14 protein-coding genes are annotated in these 14,604 nt (G+C 56.6%); 7 read left to right on the forward strand and 7 right to left on the reverse strand.

Annotated elements, in window-relative coordinates; all coding sequences use genetic code 11:
* Nucleotides 1–6: 6 nt before the first annotated feature.
* The 7 genes from RAHAQ2_RS11000 to RAHAQ2_RS11030 all read right to left on the reverse strand — a co-directional run bounded on the left by RAHAQ2_RS11000 (nucleotide 7) and on the right by RAHAQ2_RS11030 (nucleotide 7,298).
* On the reverse strand, nucleotides 7–777 hold the full coding sequence (locus RAHAQ2_RS11000) for an SDR family NAD(P)-dependent oxidoreductase (RefSeq protein WP_015697297.1): 771 nt from the start codon (nucleotides 775–777) through the stop codon (nucleotides 7–9).
* Nucleotides 777–2,099, reverse strand: a complete 1,323-nt coding sequence (locus tag RAHAQ2_RS11005) for a hypothetical protein (RefSeq protein WP_015697298.1) — start codon at nucleotides 2,097–2,099, stop codon at nucleotides 777–779. Before RAHAQ2_RS11005 ends, RAHAQ2_RS11000 begins: the two co-directional genes overlap by 1 nt.
* Before the next feature lie 2 nt (nucleotides 2,100–2,101).
* Entirely contained in the window at nucleotides 2,102–3,442 is a 1,341-nt protein-coding gene (hisD, locus tag RAHAQ2_RS11010) for a histidinol dehydrogenase (protein ID WP_015697299.1), read from the reverse strand.
* A 16-nt stretch (nucleotides 3,443–3,458) separates the two neighbouring features.
* Complete coding sequence (locus tag RAHAQ2_RS11015) at nucleotides 3,459–4,229, reverse strand: ABC transporter ATP-binding protein (RefSeq protein WP_015697300.1); 771 nt, start codon at nucleotides 4,227–4,229, stop codon at nucleotides 3,459–3,461.
* Nucleotides 4,229–5,038: an ABC transporter permease gene (locus tag RAHAQ2_RS11020; protein ID WP_015697301.1), complete on the reverse strand. Its 810-nt coding sequence runs from the start codon at nucleotides 5,036–5,038 to the stop codon at nucleotides 4,229–4,231. The genes RAHAQ2_RS11015 and RAHAQ2_RS11020 overlap by 1 nt, the downstream gene beginning before the upstream one ends.
* A complete protein-coding gene (locus tag RAHAQ2_RS11025; protein ID WP_015697302.1) occupies nucleotides 5,035–6,042 on the reverse strand; it encodes an ABC transporter substrate-binding protein in 1,008 nt (335 codons plus the stop codon). The genes RAHAQ2_RS11020 and RAHAQ2_RS11025 overlap by 4 nt, the downstream gene beginning before the upstream one ends.
* Before the next feature lie 275 nt (nucleotides 6,043–6,317).
* Nucleotides 6,318–7,298: a LysR family transcriptional regulator gene (locus RAHAQ2_RS11030; protein ID WP_015697303.1), complete on the reverse strand. Its 981-nt coding sequence runs from the start codon at nucleotides 7,296–7,298 to the stop codon at nucleotides 6,318–6,320.
* A 189-nt stretch (nucleotides 7,299–7,487) separates the two neighbouring features.
* Between RAHAQ2_RS11030 and argH the strand changes: the two genes are divergently transcribed.
* From argH to RAHAQ2_RS11065, 7 genes are read left to right on the forward strand one after another with little or no spacing between them, the layout of a single operon-like run.
* A complete protein-coding gene (gene argH, locus RAHAQ2_RS11035) occupies nucleotides 7,488–8,915 on the forward strand; it encodes an argininosuccinate lyase (RefSeq protein WP_015697304.1) in 1,428 nt (475 codons plus the stop codon).
* Nucleotides 8,916–8,933: 18 nt separating this feature from the next.
* Nucleotides 8,934–9,806, forward strand: a complete 873-nt coding sequence (locus tag RAHAQ2_RS11040) for an amino acid ABC transporter permease (RefSeq protein WP_015697305.1) — start codon at nucleotides 8,934–8,936, stop codon at nucleotides 9,804–9,806.
* A gap of 13 nt (nucleotides 9,807–9,819) precedes the next feature.
* Nucleotides 9,820–10,584 (forward strand): amino acid ABC transporter ATP-binding protein, encoded by a 765-nt coding sequence (locus RAHAQ2_RS11045; RefSeq protein WP_015697306.1) that lies wholly within the window; start codon nucleotides 9,820–9,822, stop codon nucleotides 10,582–10,584.
* 38 nt (nucleotides 10,585–10,622) lie between these two features.
* Entirely contained in the window at nucleotides 10,623–11,444 is an 822-nt protein-coding gene (locus tag RAHAQ2_RS11050; RefSeq protein ID WP_013575490.1) for an ABC transporter substrate-binding protein, read from the forward strand.
* A 21-nt stretch (nucleotides 11,445–11,465) separates the two neighbouring features.
* Nucleotides 11,466–12,320 (forward strand): polysaccharide deacetylase family protein, encoded by an 855-nt coding sequence (locus RAHAQ2_RS11055; protein ID WP_015697307.1) that lies wholly within the window; start codon nucleotides 11,466–11,468, stop codon nucleotides 12,318–12,320.
* The gene (locus tag RAHAQ2_RS11060) at nucleotides 12,313–13,215 is read left to right on the forward strand and encodes a polysaccharide deacetylase family protein (protein ID WP_015697308.1); all 903 of its coding nucleotides are present in this window, start codon (nucleotides 12,313–12,315) and stop codon (nucleotides 13,213–13,215) included. Before RAHAQ2_RS11055 ends, RAHAQ2_RS11060 begins: the two co-directional genes overlap by 8 nt.
* Nucleotides 13,208–14,569 carry an MmgE/PrpD family protein gene (locus tag RAHAQ2_RS11065; RefSeq protein ID WP_015697309.1) on the forward strand — a complete coding sequence of 454 codons (1,362 nt, stop codon included), beginning with the start codon at nucleotides 13,208–13,210 and terminating at the stop codon, nucleotides 14,567–14,569. Before RAHAQ2_RS11060 ends, RAHAQ2_RS11065 begins: the two co-directional genes overlap by 8 nt.
* The last annotated feature ends 35 nt before the right edge of the window (nucleotides 14,570–14,604 follow it).

The raw sequence follows: 14,604 nt of genomic DNA on the forward strand, positions 1-14,604 counted from the left end.
TTGACATCAGATCCCCGCCAGATATCCCCCGTCAACATATAACACCTGCCCGGTGATATACGCCGCCGCGGAACTGCTCAGAAACACCGCTGCGCCGATCAAATCATCCAGTTCACCAAATCTTCCCAGCGGGATCTTTGCCTGCATCTGCTGGCACCAGTCGGCGTTGTCATAAAACTCAGCGGTCAGGGCTGTTTTGAAATATCCCGGCCCGATGCCGTTCACGCGGATATTTTTGGCGGCCCATTCTGTCGCCAGAGTATGCGTCAGGCCGACCATCGCCGATTTCGATGCGCCATAAGCGGCGGCACCGGGCACGCCGACCTGGCTGGTCAGGGAACACAAATTCAGGATGCTGCCGCCGCCGTTTTCAGCCATCAGCCTTGCTGCGGCCTGGGCGCAGAAAAATGCGCCTTTAAGGTTGGTGGTCAGAATGCTGTCCCACAGCGCTTCGTCAACATCCATTGAGGGGCATAACTGTTCGGTACCGGCGTTGTTAACCAGTACATCCGGCGGTGCGGACAACGAGGCGAAAGCGTCGGCAAAGGTGGCGGGTTGCGTGACATCCAGCACCAGCGGGGTGGCATCCCCCCCTTGCTGGCGGATCTGCGCGCAAACGGTATTCAGTGTGGTGATATCACGCCCGCTGACAATCACACCGGCTCCGGCTTGCGCCATGCCCGTCGCCAGTGCCTGACCGATACCGCGTGAACTGCCGGTGATCAGCACCCGCCTGCCTTGCAGCGAGAAACGTTGCAGGGAGAAAGGAGAGGTCATCACGGTTTCCCCGCCGGGCTGATCCCCGCCAGCCAGTCGCTGAACTCATCGGTGTCTTCGACCGGTTCGCTCCCGAGCATGACGGCCATCGCCAGCCCGAGGGCGGAACTGGTCGGCGTATGGCCGCTGAACCCTCCGGCGCGCAAATCAAGGACCAGCGTCGGGCAGCAGAACATGGCGAGGCGGAAGATCCGCTGCCAGTGGGGCGGCAGCCAGCCGCGGCGGGCGAGTTGCGCGAGTAACGGCTGCCAGTATTCCTCACCCTTGTCGCGTAAAAATGCGGCGCGCAGCGGGGTTAACTGCCAGTTGTGATCGACATATAACGTGTCGCCGCGGCGCATCACGGTCACTTTGTAAAGTTCGCCGCAGCGGGAAGGTTCATACAACCACAGCGGATGGGCGAAAATATTGTGGAACGTGGCTTTGATTTCCGCCAGTAACGCCGGAATATTGCGCCCGGCAAACGCCGGATCGAAGCTGACCAGTTGCGCAATTTCCTCCGTGGTGTCGTACCAGACATTGGCATTGTGCGCGTCACCGTGCGCGGTAATCACGCCGTGGTCGGCCAGTGCCGCCGGTGCCAGGCGGATCCCGGCTTCGCTGAATAATTGCCGCAGGCTGTGCTGATAGGTCACGCCGTTGATCACCCAGCGCAGGTTGCTCAGTGTCTGCCATTCCAGTTCTTCATCTTCCAGCCGGAAGGATTTGCCGACATAAAAACGGGCCACGCGGCCACCAAAACCGGCAGTGATTTCCGGGTTTTCCGGTGAGATAAGCCGGTGGTAGAAAAGCTGATGGACAGGTTCAGCCGCCACCGCACTGACCGAGCCGGGTTTCAGCGTCGGCAGGGTGTGAGTCAGAATATCGCGGTCGGCACGGCGCTGCGCTTCTTCGATTTCTGCTTCCTGATCCCACGCCTGTTGTTGTTCGATATCGCGGCAGATGTCTGCCATGCGCCGGTCATGACGCAGGGTGTACATCAGGATCTGCCGCCCCGGTTCGCCGCAGGCATACACCGGTACGTCTACCCGAAAGCCGCTTTCACGCAACAGTTCCGCGTTGTAATACTCCTCAATGGTTTTATCTTCGCCTTCTTCATTGTGATATTTGAAGAACAGGGCGCGGCCATCGTCGAGGGTCACGGTGCCGTTGAGGGAGTTGAGGCTGTACTGATCGCGGTTGATGGTGAGCTGACCGGCCGCCACGCCGGTGACTTCGCCGATAAGCTGGCGCAAAACGTCCGCGGCCTGCTGCCATTCTCCCGCCTGCACTAACTGACGCGCCTGCGCGGCCAGCGGTTCACTGCCCGTCATATTGCTCATCATTACTGGCCTTTTTTGTTGAGGATCTCAGTGCGTAATGCTGATACCGCCAGCGCGTGGCCGGGGAATCCTTCATATAACGCAAAGGCATGCGCTTTATCGGCCAGCGGCTGATAGCCTTCGCGGGTGACATAACCTACGGAGATCCGTTTCATGTAATCGAACACAGACAATGGTCCGACAGTTTTGGCGGCTCCGTTGGTCGGCAGAACCGCATTCGGTCCGAGAACGAAATTCCCCAGCGTGATCGGCGTGTAATTACCGAGCAGGATTTCACCGGCATTGCGGATTTTGCCCATCACGGCCATCGGCTCTTCGGCCAGAATTTCCAGATGCTCCGGCGCGTACTGATTAACAAATTCAATGGCGGCGGCGAAATCTTCTGTCAGCACCACGCCGCCGTGGGTTCCGCATAATACGGCCTGTGAGAATCCGGCCCGTTTATCATCGAGCTGCGCCCAGTAACCGGGCAGTGCGGTGATAGCCTGTTCAGCGACCCGACGGCTGCTGGTGACCAGATACGCCGAAGAGTCCGGGCCATGTTCTGATTCGATGATCAGATCCAGCGCCGCCAGCGCGCCATCCACGGTGTCATCGGCGAGGATCAGGCTTTCGCTTGGACCGGCAGGAATGCCGGGGTCGATCAGATTCGAGAGTTGACGCTTGGCAGCCACTACCCACGGGCTGCCGGGGCCGACAATTTTCAGGCATTTCGGCACGGTTTCAGTGCCGAACGCCACGGCGGCCACGCCCTGTGCGCCGCCGCATTTGTACACTTCGGTGATGCCGACCAGACGTGCGGCCACCAGCGTGGCGTCATCGACTTTACCGTCCGGGCCGGGCGGGGTAATGACAATGGCGCGTTTTACCCCCGCGACCACCGCCGGAATGGTGGTCATCAGTAATACGCTCGGGAATGAGCCTTTACCGCGTGGCACGTAACAGGCCACGGAATCGATAGGTACATGGCGGTCACCGGCAAACGCACCCGGGCGGATTTCTTTCATCCACATGTCTTCCGGTTTTTGCGCTTCATGGAAGGCACGGACGTTTTCGACGGCGAAACGGATCGATTCCACCACCTGCGGATCGAGGCGCTCAAACGCCGTTTCGAATTCCGTATCTTCCGCCAGAATGCTCATATGCGGCGCGGTAACGCCGTCGAAATCGCGGGCAAAACGGCGCAGGGCGGCATCGCCTTCGGTACGCACCGCTTCAATGATCGGCGCAACGCGCTCAGTGAAAAACGACAAATCAGCTTCCGTGCGTTTGAACAGCTCCTCTGGCAGTTCGGAAGAACCACTCAGGTCATGAAAAGTTACGGCTTGAAAAGATGCAGACATGGTTAATCTCCGGTTATCAGGCCAGGGCCGCGCGGGGATGGCCGCTGCGGATGGTGTGCAGAACCTGGCGTTGCAGTTCGGTGAATTCAGGGCTGGCGGTCAGTTCCTCACGGCGCGGACGCGGTAACGGCACGTCGTAAGTCGCCGCAATCGTGCCGGGGCCCATCACCACAATGCGGTCAGACAGATACACCGCTTCTTCAATATCGTGTGTGACGAACATGACGGTCAGCCGGTGCTGTTCCCAGATGCCGGTCAGTAATTCCTGCATCTGGTGGCGGGTCATGGCATCCAGCGCGCCAAAGGGTTCATCCATCAGCAAGATTTTAGGGCGGTAAGACAGCGCACGGGCGATGGCGACGCGCTGTTTCATGCCGCCGGAAAGCTCCGCGGGCCAGGCATCAGCAAACGATGTCAGTTGTACCAGTTCGAGATGCTGACAGGCTTTTTCACGGCATTCTGCCCGGCTGAATCCGGCGGCTTTCAGCGCAAACTCAATGTTCTGGCGCGCCGTCAGCCAGGGCAGCAGGGTGTATGACTGAAACACCACGCCACGGTCAATGCCCGCGCCGCGAATGGTTTTGCCATCCACCTGAACGTCGCCGCTGTCGTAATCTTCAAGCCCGGCCGCAATCGACAATAAGGTGCTTTTGCCGCAACCGGACGTGCCGACCACCGAAACGAATTCGTTGTCTGCCAGCGTCAGGCTGATGTCATGCAGCACTTCGCGTGTTTGTCTGCCAACCTGAAAACTTTTGTGCAGATGGGAAATGGTTAACACCGACATCAGGCGCGCCTCTTGTTGTAGCGGAACAGTACGCGTTCGAGTGCACGCATGATCTGATCGCTGATTAAACCCAGAATGCCCAGCAGCAGGATGTAGCCGATGATGGTGTCAGTCTGGAAGAAACGTTGTGACACCACGATGCGGTAACCGAGCCCGGACGTGGAGGCCACCAGTTCGGCCAGCACCAGCCAGGTCCACGCCCAGCCGAGACTGATGCGCAGTGCGTCCCAGATCCCCGGCAGTGCGCCCGGTAAAACGATGCGGAACAAGATCTTGCGATCCGGCATGCCTAACGTGCGGCCTAAACCGACAAAATCGCCGGGTACCCGTTTCACGGCGTCGATGACCATCAGAACCTGCTGGAAGAACGTGCCAATCCAGATAATCAGGAATTTCTGCACATCGTCGGTGCCGGTCCACAGAATGGTCAGCGGCACGAATGCCACCACCGGCATGTAACGGATGAAATCCACCAGCGGTTCGGTCAGCGCTTTGAAGAAACCGTAACAGCCCGCCAGCACGCCAATCACAATCGACATCACTGAGGAGATCGCGAAGGCAATGCTGATGCGGTACAGGCTGCTTTTAATGTCGCTCCACAGCGTGCCGTCCTGCGCCAGACTGACCATTTTCAGCCAGACATCGGTCAGTTTGGGCAGAAAAATCGGCGGGATCGCGCCGCTGCGGGTTGCCAGTCCCCAGGCAAGAAACAAGATAATGAACAACGCCACGGCGATGCCGACGAACAGTTTGCGCGACGGCAGGCGGCCAATCACCATCAGATTGAGCGGTTTACGACGCGAACTCATGGCAGGCTGTTCACGAAGCTGGCGTCAATCACTTGCGCAGCCGTCACCGGTTTTGGAATAAGTCCGGCGGCAGTGGCGGCTTTTAGCACGTGTGCAAAGGTCTGGTCGGAGAAGGAATGGCTGAGTACCTGTTTGTTTTCCGCCAGCGAGTAATATTTCACGCCGTCAAACGCGGTTTCCAGATCCGCCGGTGTTGCGCCAACCGCTTTGGCGATGATGGCGCGATCCGCCGTGGTATTGGCCTGATAGTGGGTCAGGGCGGCATCCCAGCTTTTAATCAGCGCGGCGATTTGCCCCGGTTTTTCTTTCAGTACCGAATCACGCACCACCAGCACATCGCCAATCAGGCCGGGATCGGAAGAGCCGCTGTAAAGCATTTTCAGCGACGGATCCTGTTTTTTCGCGGCAGAAATATACGGCTCATAAGTTACGGCGGCCGTGACGCGTTTGGCGATCAGCGCACTGCCTGCAGAATCGGCAGGCATCGGCACCGGCGTGATATCGCTCCATTTCAGACCCGCAGCGTTAACGGCACTGTGTAACAGAATGTCGCTGGTAGTGCCTTCTTCAAAGGCTACCTGTTTGCCTTTCAGATCCTTAAGCGTGGTGATGTCTTTGCCCACCAGCAGGGCATCAGCGGTTTCACTTTGATCCAGCAACAGCACGACTTTGATGGGTAAACCGGCGGAGACCATCGCCATCGCGGTATGCGTGGCAATGTTTGCACCGTCGATCTGGCCGCTGGCTAAGGCGGCGTTGATGTCTTTATCTTCGGCGAAGTTAACGATATCGACCTTTTCCAGCCCCTGCTGTTTAAAAATGCCCTGACTTTGTGCGACGTGCCACTGGCCATAACCCAGCCAGGGTTCAATGCCCATTTTGAAGGTGCCCGCTTCAGGTGCAGCAGCTGAGGTGCTCAGGCTGAATGTGCCGAGTGCGCCAAGACAACAGGCCAGTGCCAGTTTGCTTTTGAAGAAGCCCGTAAGGGTCTGAGAAGGTGACATAATTTCCTCGCTTGGTGTGGGAAGAGAAAAAGACGGCTAATAAAAATCCTAATGTGCAACCCTGTATAGACAAGTTGATAAAGCAATTAATACGCCACAGTTGAAATCGCGGAAGGAAATCATGCAGGGCTTTGATGTTATACATTTTTAGATAATTAATGAGAAGAAGGTAAATGAACTTATAATTAAAAGTGATAATCCGCACCACAACATGACTTTCTTTGCACCTTCAGGGTGCAGAAAAAGCGATGATGCACGAAGGGTGATTCAACCGGTCAGCTTGCTCTGGCTTCAGGAACGGGGATTAATGCCTGTTTAAGTGCATTGGAAAATAATGTCATTACCGAATTAAACGGTGCGCCTTTCTTCAGTACAAGGCTGAACGGTGTGGCAATTTCAATATTATCCGGCATCAGCGCACGGAGCTTATTTCCTCCCATAAAGGCACTGGCGTAATGCTCAGGCAGAAAACCGAGATAATTCCCTGTCATCAGCAGCATGGTGACGGCTTCGACCTGAACCGCAATAGCATGCGTGGAAGTGACATCCGAAAAGATATTTTTCTTGCTGTGATTGGCGTAAAAATGATTCACCATTTGTGACGATTTAATCTGCGATTCTTTTATTTCAGCGGCAGGAACGCCGAACAGCGGGTGTTTATCGCCGCAATAAAGATAGGCCATTTCGTGATAAAGAAAGTAATAATCAAACTCGGGTTTTTCCTGATATACCGGCATGATGCCACAGGTAAAACGTCCGTCGATAATCCCGCGTTCAATTTCGTCAAGCTGCGTGGCATGCAGGCGGATACTGACCTTTGGCGCCTGACGGTAAATCTCACCTAATGCACTGACTACGGGCAATTGCGGGTCAGTGATGGTGTTGTCGATGATGCCAATATTCAGCTCGCCGAACAGTTCATGACGGGCGTGATTGAGTTTGTCGCGAAACTGATTGATGGATGAGAATAAATCAAGGCACGCCTGATAAGCCACTTTACCGTGTTCGGTTAAATAAAACCCTTCGCGTCCGCGGGTACAAAGTTTCATACCGAAACGGATTTCGAGATCAGAAATTTGTTTACTGATCGCCGCCAGGCCAATATTCAGTTCGTTACATGCTGCGGTAAATCCACCGGCTTCCACCACGGTTTTAAAAACGCGCAAAAGTTTTAAATCGGCGACACCAAGATTGTGCTGGTTAATATCACTTTTTGCGGATGACGTGTTTCCTGATTTGGAAAGTGGACTTTCCATAATTAATATTTACCCCCGCCTTTAAAATCTACAACATCAAATTCACCCAGCCTTACCCGTTATTACTTTGCAAGCCTCAGATTGTTCAGTGTCATTCGTCATGTTGCCGGAAGGGTTTTATTTTTGCTTACCGTCAGACATGCCGCCGGATCCAGTTTTGCAAAATTTATGCCATACAAGGAAAAAATGATGTCGCAACAGCCAGAACTCCTGTGGGGAGCACGTTTCAGACACGGACCCGCCGCCGCATTAAGCGCGTTATCGCGCAGCCCGGAATATTATTTTTCCCTCGCCGAATATGATCTGGAAGGGTGCCGCGCCCATGCTTATGAATTAAACCGCGCCGGTTTGCTCAACGAAAATGAAACCGTCCTGATGGTCGATGCCATTAAGCAACTGGCCGCGGATTTTCGTGCCGGTACGCTCACCCCTGTTCAGGGCGATGAAGACGTGCATACGTTTATCGAACGCAGCCTGACCGAGCGGCTGGGGGAACTCGGCGGCAAGCTGCGGGCAGGGCGTTCACGTAATGATCAGACTGCTAACGATTTACGCCTCTACCTGCGCGACAACGCCCGCAAAATTGTGGCGGCCTTGCTCGGACTGCAGACCGCGCTGGTGAAGCAGGCAGAACAGCATATTCATACGCTGGCACCGGGTTTTACCCATCTTCAGCAGGCACAGCCGATTGTGTTCGGGCATCAGCTGATGGCGCATGCACAGTCATTTTGCCGTGACGTTGAACGCTTTCAGGACTGGGATAAACGCTGCGCACTGTCGCCGCTGGGGGCGGCGGCGATGGCCGGTTCAGCAATTGCCCTGCATCCGGAAATTTCCGCCAAAGATCTGGGTTATGACGGTGCCTGCGAGAACTCGATTGATGCGGTGGCCAGCCGGGATCACGTCGCAGAATTCCTGTTTGCGGGCAGTATGCTGAGCGTCAATCTTTCCCGCATCAGTGAAGAAGTGTGCCTGTGGGCATCGCGCCAGTTCCGCTGGGTTGAGCTGGACGACGGCTACGCCACCGGCAGTTCCATCATGCCGCAGAAGAAAAACCCGGATATCGCTGAACTCACCCGCGGCAAAAGCGGACGGCTGATTGGCAACGTCACCGCCATGCTGACCACCATGAAAGGCCTGCCGCTTTCCTATAACCGTGACCTTATCGAAGACAAACGTAATGCGCTGGATACCGTCGAACAGTTGCTGTTAGTGCTGCCTGCGATGGCGGGCATGATCGATACCATGACCGTCAATGTTGAGCGTTTGCGCGAACAGGCACCGGAAGGCTTTACGCTGGCGACTGAAGTGGCCGACTGGCTGTCGCGTCGTGGCGTGCCGTTCAGGGAAGCCCACGAAATCACCGGCAGGCTGGTGCAGGTGTGTGAAGAACATCAACTGGCATTGCACGAAGTCAGCGATGCGCAGTTGCTGGCGGTAGACGCCCGTCTGAGTGCCGACGTGCGGGAATGCCTGACGCCGGAAGCGGCGATTAATGCCCGCAGCGGCAAAGGTGGCACGGCGCCGGTGCGGGTGGCGGAACAAATCGCCCGGCTGAAAATCCGTCTGGCAGCGCAGGCGAACTGGGTCACCGGCTACGCTGGCCTGTCTTTATAACCGTGCGGGAGAAGGCTTATGACCCTTTATCAGAAAACCCCGGAAAGGGTGAAAACGGCGGAGATTGACCTCAGCGAATACCACTATGTGCCGCAACGTTACTATGGCCGTATTTTTGCCTCGGTGGTGATTCTGGTGCTGCTGGCCTTGCTGGTGAACGCCTTTGCCCACGGCAAAATCGAATGGCAGTACGTGGCGCAGTTTCTGACCGCCAAAGCCATTTTGTTCGGGCTGGGCAATACCATTGTGATGTCGGTGCTGGCGATGGCGCTGGGGATCGTGTTCGGGGTGATTATCGCCGTGATGCGTATGTCGCAAAACCCGGTACTGCGCAGCGTGGCGATGGGCTATACGTGGATTTTTCGCGGCACGCCGCTGATTTTACAGCTGTTGCTGTGGTTTAACCTGGCGCTGATTTTCCCGGTCATTACCATTCCCGGCCTGTTCAGCATTCAGACCGTTGACATCATGACGCCGTTCACCGCCGCGCTGCTCGGCCTGAGCATTAATCAGGGCGCGTACACCTCGGAAGTGGTGCGTGCCGGGCTGATCTCGGTCGATCTCGGGCAGTACGAGGCAGCTAAATCCATCGGCATGACCCGTCTGCACGCGCTGCGGCGGATTATTTTGCCGCAGGCAATGCGGGTGATTATTCCGCCCATCGGTAACGAATTCATCAGCATGGTGAAAACCACCAGTCTTGCCAGCATGATCCAGTACTCCGAAGTGCTCTATAACGCGCAGACCATTTACTTCGCCAATGCGCGGGTGATGGAACTGCTGTTTGTCGCCGGGATCTGGTACCTGGTGGTGGTGACCGTGCTGTCGCTCGGACAGAACCGTCTGGAACGTTATTTTGGCCGTGGCACCCGCCGCCGCACCCGCCACTGACAGGAGCCTGACCATGAAAAGCATTATCAAAGCCGTCAACGTCAATAAGTACTTTGATCAGTTTCAGGCGCTGAAAAACGTCAATCTTGAGGTTAAACACGGTGAAGTGATGTGCATCATCGGGCCTTCCGGTTCCGGAAAAAGTACCTTTCTGCGCTGCATCAATCAGCTTGAGCGCATCGACAGCGGTGGTGTCTGGGTCGATGACGAACTGGTCGGTTACCGCATGGAGGGTAAAAAGCTGCACCCGCTTAATGACCGGCAGATTGCCCGTCAGCGGCTGAAAACCGGCATGGTGTTCCAGCGTTTCAATCTGTTCCCGGACAAAACCGCGCTGGAAAACATCATCGAAGGGCCGTGTCAGGTACTGCTGCGTCCGGTAAAAGAAGCGACTCAGGAAGCGATGGCACTGCTCGAACGCGTCGGGCTGGCGCATAAGCGCGATGCTTATCCGCTGGAGCTTTCCGGCGGCCAGCAACAGCGCGTGGCGATTGCCCGGGCGCTGGCGATGAAACCCAAAGTGATGCTGTTTGACGAACCGACTTCGGCGCTCGACCCGGAGATGGTGGGTGAAGTGCTGGCGGTGATGCGCGGCCTGGCGGCAGAAGGCATGACCATGATTGTCGTCACGCATGAATTAGGTTTCGCGCGGGAAGTGGCAAACCGTGTGGTCTTCATGGACGAGGGCGGAATTATAGAAAGTGGTAATCCGGAAGACATTTTGCTCAACCCGCAAAATCCACGGACGCAGAACTTTATTTCTGCCGTCCTGATCTGACCCTTTTGACGTTAACTTTTGACTATGGGAATGCCTTCATGAAAAAAACATTGTTGTCCCTTATTACCGCTGGCGTGCTGCTGAACGGCGCTGTTTCTGTCGCCAGTGCGGCGGAGCTGAAGCAAAAAGACGAAATTAAAGTGGCGATGATGCCGAACTATCCGCCGCTGGAATTCAAAGATCCTGCTACCGGTAATCTGACCGGTATGGATTACGATCTGGGCATGGAACTCGGCAAACGCCTGAACCGCAAAATCAGCTGGCAGGAGATCGGCTTCGAACAGATGGTTAACGCCGTCGCCACCCATCGTGTCGATATGATTTTATCCGGCATGACCGACACCAAACCGCGTCAGGACATCGCCACGTTTGTCGATTATTACAACAGCGGACCGCAGTTCTATACCACCGTAGCCCACAAAGAAATCAATACCATGCTGGATTTGTGCGGTAAGAAAGTCGGCACCAGCCGCCGTACTACATTCCCGGCTGAAATCGCTGCCTGGAGTGAAGCCAACTGCGTTCCGGCAGGTAAGCCCGCCATCGTGGTGATTGGCGCGGAAGGCACGGCGGATGCGCGCACCCAGTTGCGTCAGGGGCGCATTGAAGGGGTGGTGCAGGGCAGCGAAACCCTGCCGTACATCATGAATCTGGAGAAAGACACCTATAAACCGCTGGGCAAAGCGTTTGCCTATCAGGTGACCGGCATGGGGATCAGCAAAGACGATCAGCCGCTGATTGACGCGGTAAAAGGTGCGCTGACAGACATGATCGCCGACGGTACCTATCTGAAAATCCTCACTAAATGGGGTTTGCAGGATGGCGCAATCCAGGAAGTGACCATCAACAAAGGCAAATAACCTCAGGTGACGGACTGACTCATGACGATTTCACAACAGGCGGCCAGTTTATGGCCGCAAAACAAACGCGGCTGCATGGCGCTGGCCTTTGACCTCGATGGTCCGACCGGCGATGCGATGCTTAACGGCACAATCTGGCAGAAAGCGGATTACTTTACCTTCGGCGCGTACGGCCCTTACCGCGCGCTGGAGCGTATTCTTGATTTGCTCGACGATCACCAGCTTCCGGCGACATTTTTTATCCCCGCCTGGGTCGTGGAGAACTGGCCCAAACAGTGTCAGGCGATTGTCGGACGCGGCCATGAAGTGGCGTATCACGGTTATCGTCATGAGTCTTTTTACGCCATCAGCGCGGAGGAACAGTTGTGGGTGATGCAGAAATCCCGCGACATTTTCTGGCAGTTTCTGGGCATCCGTGCTGAGGGTTTTCGCACGCCTTCCGGTGACTGGCACGCGGAAACACCCGCCATGTTACTGGAAGCGGGCGTGACCTATTCCAGCAGCATGCGCGGCGATGACCGGCCTTATCTCATCAGCGTTCCCGGTCATGATCGCCCGCTGGTGGAAATCCCCGGCCGCTGGGAGATGGACGATTATGCCTCTATTGCCTATACCCGCGAGCCGAATTTCCCCTCAGGGTTAGACCGCACCGCCAGCTATGAACTGACGCTGGATAACTGGTGCCGTGAATTCGACGGCGCAATGAATGAAGGGCTGAGTCTGACCACGTTGTTCCATCCAAAAATCAGCGGAAAACCCGGACGCATTATGTTACTTGACCTCTTTTTTGCGCACCTGAAAGCGCGGGATGACGTGTGGTTTGCGCGTTGCCGGGAAGTCGCGCACTGGTGGATGCAGGAGCATGCCAATGACTGAACAGAACTGGCCGGCAGGTTACCGCTCCGCCGTGGTGATTACTGTTGATTTCAATGATATTCACGGCATTCTCAGCCAGGTGCCTGCGGTGGCCGGACGCGAAAAAACGCTGTCCGTCTGGCGTTATGGCACGCTGCGCGGCATCGACAGGCTGCTGGCTTTGCTGGAGGAGAAAAAGCTGCGCAGCTCGTGGTGTGTGCCGGGCATTGTGGCGGATGAGAATCCGCAGAAGATCCGTGATATAGACCGCGCCGGTCACGAAATGGCGACCTGTGGCTATGAATTTGTGCATTTTGACGGCCTGTCATTGCCTCAGCAAACTGACAGTCTGCAACGGGGTAGCGCCGCGCTGAAAGCGCTGACGGGCAAAGTGCCGCGCGGCTTTCGTTTGCCCGCCGGTAACTGGGCACCGGGTTTTGCGGATGTGCTGGCGGATGAAGGGTTCAGCTGGACATCCGGCTGGCGCGGTGACGATTTACCGTATTTCCAGCCGATGCAGAACGGTCTGGCGTCGCGACTGGTGGAACTGCCGCTGCATTATGAAATGGAAGACGAGCCGTATTTTGCCTTCAACCTCAGCCCGGCGGTGCCTCCGGCGCAGTCGCGGATTGCCTCTTACCGTCACACCCTTGGCAATATGAAGATGGATTTTGACGGTTTCCACCGCTTTGGTTTGTGCTATGTGCTGCGTCTGCACCCGGAAGTGATCGGCACGGCGGGGCGGATTGGCATGCTGGCGGAACTGCTGGATCACATCACCTCGCACCCGGACGTCTGGGTGGCGACGGCCGGGGAAGTCGCCGACTGGTGGTCGCAGAATCAGCCACAAAACGAGGCGTCGCATCCGGCGCAAATCTGGATGCAACACACCACGCCGGGAGTCAGCCATGAGTAATATTTCACAACAACAGATGCTGGCGGAATTCGTGGTGAATACCCGCTTTGAGGATTTGCCGTCACGGCTTGTTGAACGCACCAAACGGCATATCCTCGACACGCTCGGCGCGGGGCTGGTGGGTTCCACCAGCGACGTCGCAAAAGAGGTGGCGGCGATGATCCTCGGCGAAGGCGCATTCCCGCTTTCGCCGGTCTGGGGCTATCGCGAACTGACGTCGCCGCGCAACGCTGCACTGCTTAACGGCGTGGCGGCGCATGCGCTGGAACTTGATGACACCGGCGGCTGCGACCATTCCGGCGCAGTGGTGATTCCGGCCTTGCTGGCGGTCTTGCCGTTATGCCCGCAGCCGGTCAGCGGAAAAGCGTTTATCACTGCGGTCGTGATCGGCTATGACGTGGCGCGCCGCGTGCTGGAAGCCTGTGGCGGATATTCACCCCACAACGGCGCGGGCTGGCATTCGACTTCTACCTGCGGTGTGTTTGGTGCCGCGGCGGCGGCCGGAAAATTAATGGGGCTGAACGCAGGACAAATCAGCGCGGCGTTAGGCATTTCCGGCAGTTTCAGCGGCGGATTGTGGGCGTTTATCCACGACGGTTCGCAGAGTAAAAAACTGCACGCCGGACGTGCTGCCGAAGGCGGTGTGCTGGCTGCGCTGAGTGCCAGGCAGGGCATCAGCGGCCCGTCGCAGTTATTCGGGGATAAATGGGGCGGATTTCTTTCCACGCTGGCGCCTGCCAGTGCGACGCCGGAAGCGCTGACAGCGAAACTGGGTGAAATCTGGAAGCTGGAACGTTGTTCCATCAAGCCTTACGCCTCCTGTCGTGGTACGCATTCAGCCATTGACGCTACCGGCATTTTGCTGGAAAGGCTGAATGCCAGCGCGGGGGATATCGAAAAAATCGTCGTGCGCCTGTGCCCGTTCCTCAGCGGCATGTGTGGCGACAACGAAATCGCCACGCTGGCCGCCGCGCAGATGAGTATCCGTTACGCCATTGCCGCCCGCGTGGTTTTCGGACACGCAGGGCTGGCGGCATATGACGCAGATAAACGTCAGGATCCGGGATTGCTGGCGATGATCCGCCGGATTGATTTGCATGAAGACGACACCCTGAGTGCCGACGGCGAGCCGGATGTCACGCTGATCACCCGTTCAGGCGCATCGCAAACCGTGCGGGTTGACGTCGCCCTTGGCGCACCGGGGAATCCGGTGTCTGATGAGCAACTGAAAGAAAAATTCGTCTCGCTGGCGACGCGGGTGATTTCGGTGGCAGCGGCAGAGCAGATGTGGAGAAGGGGGATGATGCTTGAGACGTTGCCGGATATTAACCTCATGCAACCTTCGCAGGGGTGAGCAAAAGCCGGGGGCAAATTTTCACTTGTTCATCC

This window comes from Rahnella aquatilis CIP 78.65 = ATCC 33071 (genome assembly GCF_000241955.1).
In the GTDB taxonomy this organism is placed as follows: Bacteria; Pseudomonadota; Gammaproteobacteria; order Enterobacterales; family Enterobacteriaceae; genus Rahnella; species Rahnella aquatilis.

What these genes read in the sequence shown, in the direction of transcription:
- RAHAQ2_RS11065 (WP_015697309.1), top strand. Translation starts at nt 13,208, where the DNA reads ATGAGTAATATTTCACAACAACAGATGCTGGCGGAATTCGTGGTGAAT.
- RAHAQ2_RS11050 (WP_013575490.1), top strand. Translation starts at nt 10,623, where the DNA reads ATGAAAAAAACATTGTTGTCCCTTATTACCGCTGGCGTGCTGCTGAAC.
- RAHAQ2_RS11055 (WP_015697307.1), top strand. Translation starts at nt 11,466, where the DNA reads ATGACGATTTCACAACAGGCGGCCAGTTTATGGCCGCAAAACAAACGC.
- RAHAQ2_RS11005 (WP_015697298.1), bottom strand. Translation starts at nt 2,099, where the DNA reads ATGAGCAATATGACGGGCAGTGAACCGCTGGCCGCGCAGGCGCGTCAG.
- RAHAQ2_RS11000 (WP_015697297.1), bottom strand. Translation starts at nt 777, where the DNA reads ATGACCTCTCCTTTCTCCCTGCAACGTTTCTCGCTGCAAGGCAGGCGG.
- hisD (WP_015697299.1), bottom strand. Translation starts at nt 3,442, where the DNA reads ATGTCTGCATCTTTTCAAGCCGTAACTTTTCATGACCTGAGTGGTTCT.
- RAHAQ2_RS11040 (WP_015697305.1), top strand. Translation starts at nt 8,934, where the DNA reads ATGACCCTTTATCAGAAAACCCCGGAAAGGGTGAAAACGGCGGAGATT.
- argH (WP_015697304.1), top strand. Translation starts at nt 7,488, where the DNA reads ATGTCGCAACAGCCAGAACTCCTGTGGGGAGCACGTTTCAGACACGGA.
- RAHAQ2_RS11025 (WP_015697302.1), bottom strand. Translation starts at nt 6,042, where the DNA reads ATGTCACCTTCTCAGACCCTTACGGGCTTCTTCAAAAGCAAACTGGCA.
- RAHAQ2_RS11030 (WP_015697303.1), bottom strand. Translation starts at nt 7,298, where the DNA reads ATGGAAAGTCCACTTTCCAAATCAGGAAACACGTCATCCGCAAAAAGT.
- RAHAQ2_RS11020 (WP_015697301.1), bottom strand. Translation starts at nt 5,038, where the DNA reads ATGAGTTCGCGTCGTAAACCGCTCAATCTGATGGTGATTGGCCGCCTG.
- RAHAQ2_RS11060 (WP_015697308.1), top strand. Translation starts at nt 12,313, where the DNA reads ATGACTGAACAGAACTGGCCGGCAGGTTACCGCTCCGCCGTGGTGATT.
- RAHAQ2_RS11045 (WP_015697306.1), top strand. Translation starts at nt 9,820, where the DNA reads ATGAAAAGCATTATCAAAGCCGTCAACGTCAATAAGTACTTTGATCAG.
- RAHAQ2_RS11015 (WP_015697300.1), bottom strand. Translation starts at nt 4,229, where the DNA reads ATGTCGGTGTTAACCATTTCCCATCTGCACAAAAGTTTTCAGGTTGGC.